Annotated in this window: 5 protein-coding genes; all 5 read right to left on the minus strand. The window is 60.1% G+C overall.

From position 1 onward, the window contains the following. Positions 1-56 precede the first annotated feature (56 nt). Positions 57-1217, minus strand: coding sequence for an ABC transporter ATP-binding protein (locus GIV35_RS24070; RefSeq protein WP_096144824.1), 1161 nt, complete (start codon positions 1215-1217; stop codon positions 57-59). Positions 1218-1219: 2 nt separating this feature from the next. Beyond that, positions 1220-2065 (minus strand): carbohydrate ABC transporter permease, encoded by an 846-nt coding sequence (locus GIV35_RS24075; protein WP_003193763.1) that lies wholly within the window; start codon positions 2063-2065, stop codon positions 1220-1222. After that, positions 2058-2966, minus strand: a complete 909-nt coding sequence (locus GIV35_RS24080; protein WP_003193765.1) for a carbohydrate ABC transporter permease — start codon at positions 2964-2966, stop codon at positions 2058-2060. Before GIV35_RS24080 ends, GIV35_RS24075 begins: the two co-directional genes overlap by 8 nt. 106 nt (positions 2967-3072) lie before the next feature. Continuing rightward, the gene (locus GIV35_RS24085; protein WP_003193767.1) at positions 3073-4359 is read right to left on the minus strand and encodes an ABC transporter substrate-binding protein; all 1287 of its coding nucleotides are present in this window, start codon (positions 4357-4359) and stop codon (positions 3073-3075) included. Positions 4360-4463: 104 nt separating this feature from the next. Next, entirely contained in the window at positions 4464-5723 is a 1260-nt protein-coding gene (locus GIV35_RS24090) for a D-mannose isomerase (RefSeq protein WP_105228125.1), read from the minus strand. Positions 5724-6083 lie beyond the last annotated feature (360 nt).

Here is a 6083-nt window from a genome sequence, read left to right on the forward strand (position 1 = left end):
ACTGTTTTTATCTAACGCGGGTTACATTTTTTAACTAAAACAATCACTTATCTGGCTTAACGGCCCTTGAACTGGGTCACATTGTCGGCATGCCCCTGTGCCGGCAATGAAGCCACTGCGCCCAACCGCTCACCGGTCTTGGCGTCAAACAGCAATACCTTGGCCGGGTCGAACTGCAAGGTCAGGGTCTCGCCCACTTGCGGCGCCACGTCCGGCGCCAAACGGCAGCAGACCTTGGTGTCGTTGAGCTGCACAAACACCAGGGTGTCCGGGCCGGTAGGCTCGGTCACCTGCACTTCGGCGCGAATGCTCGACGAGCCGTTGCCCTCGCCCGCTGCCAGCACGATCTGCTCCGGGCGCAGGCCCAGGATCACATCGCGGTCTTCCAAACCGGCGTCATTCATACCCAGCGGCAACTCGCAACGGGCCTGGCCGCTGTCGAGCAGCGCGACCAGACCACCGTTCTGGCGTTTTAGGCGCATGGGAACGAAGTTCATCGGTGGTGAACCGATAAAGCTTGCCACAAACAGGTTGGCAGGGTCGTTGTAAATTTCCTTCGGGGTGCCGAATTGCTGAATGATGCCGTCCTTCATCACCGCCACTTTGTCGCCCAGGGTCATCGCTTCGATCTGGTCGTGGGTCACGTAGACGGTGGTGGTTTTCAGACGCTGGTGCATCAGCTTCATTTCGGTACGCATCTCGACGCGCAGCTTGGCGTCGAGGTTGGACAGCGGTTCGTCGAACAGGTAGATCTTCGGCCGACGCGCCAGGGCACGGCCCATGGCCACGCGCTGTTGCTGGCCACCGGACAACTGGCCCGGCTTGCGGTTGAGCAGGTGTTCGATCTGCAGCAACTTGGCCACGCGCGCCACTTCGGCGTCGATGTCGGCTTGCGGCATCTTGCGGATCTTGAGGCCGAACTCGATGTTCTCGCGCACGCTCATGGTCGGGTACAGCGCGTAGGACTGGAACACCATGGCGATGTCACGGTCCTTGGGGCTCATGCCGCTGACGTCTTGATCACCGATCATGATCGCGCCGCCGGTGATGGTTTCAAGGCCGGCGATGCAGTTCATCAGCGTGGATTTACCACAGCCCGACGGGCCGACCAGGATGAGGAACTCGCCTTCCTTGATCGACAGTTCGATGTTCTTCAAGGTGTCGGGCAGACCGGCGCCATAGGTCTTGTTTACATTGCGAAGTTCAAGCGTAGCCATGATTACCCCTTGACCGCGCCGGCCGTGAGGCCGCGCACGAAATACTTGCCTGCGATCACATAGACCAGCAGGGTCGGCAGCCCGGCGATCATCGCCGCCGCCATATCCACGTTATATTCCTTGGCCCCGGTGCTGGTGTTGACCAGGTTGTTCAGCGCCACCGTGATGGGCTGGGAGTCGCCGCTGGAGAACACCACACCGAACAGGAAGTCGTTCCAGATCTGGGTGAACTGCCAGATCAGGCAGACCATGATGATCGGCGTCGACATCGGCAGGATGATCCGGCGGAAGATGGTGAAAAAACCCGCTCCGTCCAGGCGTGCTGCCTTGATCAACGCATCCGGGATGCTCACGTAATAGTTACGGAAGAACAGCGTGGTGAACGCCAGGCCGTAGACCACGTGGATAAACACCAGGCCGGTGGTGGTGCTGGCCAGGCCCATTTTGCCGAGGGTGAACGACGCGGGCAGCAGCACAGTCTGGAACGGCAGGAAGCAGCCGAACAGCAGCAGGCCGAAGAACAGCTGCGAACCGCGGAAGCGCCAGAACGACAGCACGTAGCCGTTCAAGGCGCCAATGGCGGTAGAAATGAGCACAGCAGGAACGGTGATCTTGATCGAGTTCCAGAAGTAGCCATCCACGGTGGCCCAGGCCTTGACCCAGCCGATACCGCTGACCACGGTGGGCCAGCTCAGCAGGTTACCGGTGCTGATGTCTTCCGGGGTCTTGAAGCTGGTGAGCAGCATCACCACCAGCGGCACCAGGTACAGCAGCACCGCCAGGATCAGCACCGCGTAGATCGCGATGCGGCTCAGGCTGATGGCAGGTTTTGCGGCGAGACTAGTCATTGCGCTTGGTCCTCAGCTCGGAATACAGGTACGGCACAATGATCGCGAGGATCGCACCGAGCATCAGGATTGCACTGGCCGAACCCATGCCCATCTGGCCGCGACTGAAGGTGAACGAGTACATGAACATCGCCGGCAGGTCGGACGAGTAGCCCGGGCCGCCTGCGGTCATTGCCGCCACCAGGTCGAAGCTCTTGATCGCAATGTGCGCCAGGATCATCACCGCACTGAAGAACACCGGGCGCAGGCTCGGCAGCACCACGCTCCAGTAGATACGCGGCAGGCTTGCGCCATCGATCTGCGCAGCGCGGATGATCGACTGATCAACACCGCGCAGGCCGGCGAGGAACATCGCCATGATAAAGCCCGAGGCTTGCCACACAGCGGCGATCACCAGGCAGTAGACCACGCGGTCCGGGTCGATCAGCCAGTCGAGACGGAAGCCTTCCCAGCCCCAGTCCCGCAGGAGTTTGTCCAGGCCCATGCCCGGGTTGAGCAGCCATTTCCAGGCGGTACCGGTGACGATCATGGAGAGCGCCATCGGGTACAGGTAAATGGTGCGGATAAAGCCTTCGCGGCGGATTTTCTGGTCGAGGAAAATCGCCAGCAGCACACCGATCACCAGGGTGATGCCGATGAACATGCCGCCGAACACGGCCAGGTTCTTGCTCGCCACCCACCAGCGGTCGTTATCGAACAGCCGCTGATACTGCGCCAGGCCCGCCCATTTGTAGCTGGGCAGGAACGTCGAGGTGGTGAACGACAGCACGAACGTCCACAGGATGTAGCCATAAAAGCCCACCAGCACGATGAACATGCTCGGCGCCAGCACCAGTTTAGGGAGCCAGCGCTGCAGCACATCGAATGGCGAGGCCTTGCTGAACACAGCAACAGAACTCATGGGAAAATCCAGTACAGGGAAAAAGGACTACAGCCTGCAGGAACCCGCTTTTGTGGCGAGGGAGCTTGCTCCCTCGCCACAGCAAGCCGGGTTCCTACATAGGGTGTTACTTGGCCGACTTGATCGCCGCGCCAAGCTTCTTGGCCGTGTCGGCCGGGTCGGCTTTCGGGTCGTTGATGAAGTTGGTCACGACATCAAAGAACGCACCTTGCACCGCCAGGGTGGTGGCCATGTTGTGCGCCATGCTTGGCTGCAGGCCGCCAGTCTTGGCGTCGGCCAGGAAGTCCTTGGCGGCGGTCTGGGCGCAGGAATCAAAGCCGTAGGATTCCATCTTGGTCAGCATGTCGTTACGCACAGGGATCGAGCCCTTGTTGATGCTGAACACCTTCTGGAAGTTTTCACCCAACACTACTTTGGCGATGTCCTGCTGACCCGCAGCAGTGCCTTTGTCTTTCTGCTTGAACACCGCCAGGGAGTCGATGTTGTAGGTGAAGGCTTTATCAGTGCCCGGGAACGCTACGCACTCATAATCCTTGCCAGCGACTTTTTTGGCGGCGGTCCACTCGGACTTGGCCCAGTCACCCATGATCTGCATGCCGGCCTTGCCATTGATGACCTTGCCAGCTTCCAGGTTCCAGTCCTGGCCCTTGCCGTCGACGTCCATGTAGGTCGCGACTTTCTTCAGCTCGGTGAGGGCCTTGACCATTTCCGGGCCGGTCAGTGCGCCGTTATCCAGGTCGACCAGCGCTTTCTTGTAGCCATCAGCGCCCATTACCGAAAGCACCACCGCTTCGAACACGGTGCTGTCCTGCCAAGGCTGGCCGCCGTGGGCGAGCGCAATGAAGCCTGCAGCCTTGAGCTTGTCGCCCGCTGCATAGAATTCTTCGAGGGTGGTTGGGTTCTTGGTGATGCCGGCTTTCTTGAAGACTTCCGGGTTGATCCACAGCCAGTTCACGCGGTGGATATTCACCGGCACGGCCACGTAGTCACCGTCGTATTTCACGGTGTCGGAGACTTTCTTGTCGAGCAGCGAATCCCATTTTTCTTCTTTGGCGACGTCTTTGAGCACATCGGTGTCGAGCAGGCCAGTAGAGGCCCATTCCTGGATATCGGGGCCTTTGATCTGGGCAACGCCTGGCGGGTTGCCAGCGACCGCGCGGCTTTTCAGCACGGTCATGGCGGTGGCGCCACCGCCGCCTGCCACTGCACCGTCTTTCCAGGTGAAGCCGTCTTTCTCAACTTGGGCCTTCAGGACATCCACAGCCGCTTTTTCACCGCCGGAGGTCCACCAATGCACCACTTCCACCGTACCTTTGGAGTCGGCGGCAAATGCACTGAGGGGGAACAACGAGGCAATGGAAATAGCGACGGCGAGGCGATTAATCGCGTTCATCTGAGTACCTTTTCTTGTTGTTATGCATGCAAGTCTAGAGCTTGCGCTGCACGGAGTTTAAACATGGATTTTCGGGGCGCAGGTAACAAAGGGACGTACAAATGTCACCACTTGGTGACATAGCATCCACTGCCCAATGCACTGGCCAGGCTGGGTGCCAAGGGCAGTGCAGGCAGCACGACCGCTTGCCAGGCATGGTACAGGTCAGGTTTGCCGCCCCAGATTTTACTGCTGGGTTGGTTGTGCGGGCTGAGTTCGTGGTGCCAACTGCCCTGGAGCCGGTCGATGAAGTGGGTTTCGCAAAACTCCCAGAAGCGTCGGTACCAGGTTTCGTAATGCAGCTCGCCGGTACGTTTGAGCAGCGCCTGAGCAGCGGCGCTGGCTTCAGCATGGGTCCAGTGCAGGCGCTCGCGTACCACCGGGCGCTGGTTCCAATCCAGAGTGTAGACAAGGCCCGGCGCACCATCCACCGCCCAGGCATACTCGCAGGCACTGGCGAACAGGCCTTTGGCGTCGCTCACCAGCCAGTCCGGCGCGGCCAGCTTGGCCTTGAGGCGCGCAGCTTCAAGGTGCAGCAGCAACCGCGCCCATTCGAAACCATGGCCGGGGGTGATGCCGTAGGGGCGAAAGCCATCGGCGGGGTTGTCTTGGTTGTAACCGAGCAACGGCTTCCAGTGCGCATCGAAATGTTCGATGACCATGAACTGGTTGCCAGCGGCGTGGGTGTGGATCACCCGTTCGACGATGCGCAGCGCACGGTCCAGCCAACGTGTATCACCACTGACATCGGCCAATGCCAGGAAAGCTTCGGTGGCGTGCATGTTGCTGTTGGCGCCACGATAGGCTTCGACGCCGCTCCAGTCCCGGACAAAGGATTCGAGCATGACGCCCTCCTCTTCGCTCCAGAAGAACTGGTCGATGATATGGACGGCGTCGTTCAATAATGTGTGCGCACCCGGCGCGCCGGCCACCACGGCAGAGCTGGCGGCGAGGGCCACGAAGGCGTGCAGGTAGGCGGCCTTGCCGGTGTTGCCATCAGCCGCCTGGGGCGCGGCGAACCAGCCACCGTGCTCACTGTCACGCAGCGGGCCGCTGAGCGCTGCCACACCGTGCGCCACCAGTTCGGCATAACCCGGCAACCCCATGGCATGGGCCATGGCAAAGCTGTGGGTCATGCGCGCGGTGTTCATGGTTTCGGCGCGGGCATTGGCCGGCAACTGGCCTTTATCGTCGAGGTTGCCGAACCCGTCCGGCAGGCGCGATGCCTTGGCGAACGCCAACAGGCGCAGGCCTTCTGCGGCGAGCCAAGCGTAATGGGCAGGTGCATTCAGCCAACTGCTGGCAGGCAGTGGGTGGGTGGTCATGGGTGGCCCTTATTGTTTTTTTGGGATGACCGGAGTCTAAACAAGGGCGCGGCAGGGGCAAGTAACGAAGGGGAAAAGAAATGTCACCGAGCGGTGACAATCAACACCCGAATGTAGGAGCGAGCTTGCTCGCGAAAAGCTCACAAGCGCCGCGTTTATTCCAGGGAACCTGCGGGATCGTTAACGTTTTTCGCGAGCAAGCTCGCTCCTATGTATGGACTCGCCCTCCACTGTCAACCCGCTTTTCAAACATTGGTACCCGGTTGCATCTATGTATCAGGCCTATCCGAGGAAGCTCCAAACAGCTTCTGGCCAACATTGGATCAGCTCGCGATCTGCCCATTACAAAAAGGCCTCAAG

The organism is Pseudomonas sp. PA-1-6B (genome assembly GCF_021609545.1).
Taxonomy (GTDB): Bacteria; Pseudomonadota; Gammaproteobacteria; order Pseudomonadales; family Pseudomonadaceae; genus Aquipseudomonas; species Aquipseudomonas fluorescens_BV.

Coding starts and splice junctions, on each gene's coding strand:
- GIV35_RS24070 (WP_096144824.1), bottom strand. CDS start 1,217: ATGGCTACGCTTGAACTTCGCAATGTAAACAAGACCTATGGCGCCGGT.
- GIV35_RS24075 (WP_003193763.1), bottom strand. CDS start 2,065: ATGACTAGTCTCGCCGCAAAACCTGCCATCAGCCTGAGCCGCATCGCG.
- GIV35_RS24080 (WP_003193765.1), bottom strand. CDS start 2,966: ATGAGTTCTGTTGCTGTGTTCAGCAAGGCCTCGCCATTCGATGTGCTG.
- GIV35_RS24085 (WP_003193767.1), bottom strand. CDS start 4,359: ATGAACGCGATTAATCGCCTCGCCGTCGCTATTTCCATTGCCTCGTTG.
- GIV35_RS24090 (WP_105228125.1), bottom strand. CDS start 5,723: ATGACCACCCACCCACTGCCTGCCAGCAGTTGGCTGAATGCACCTGCC.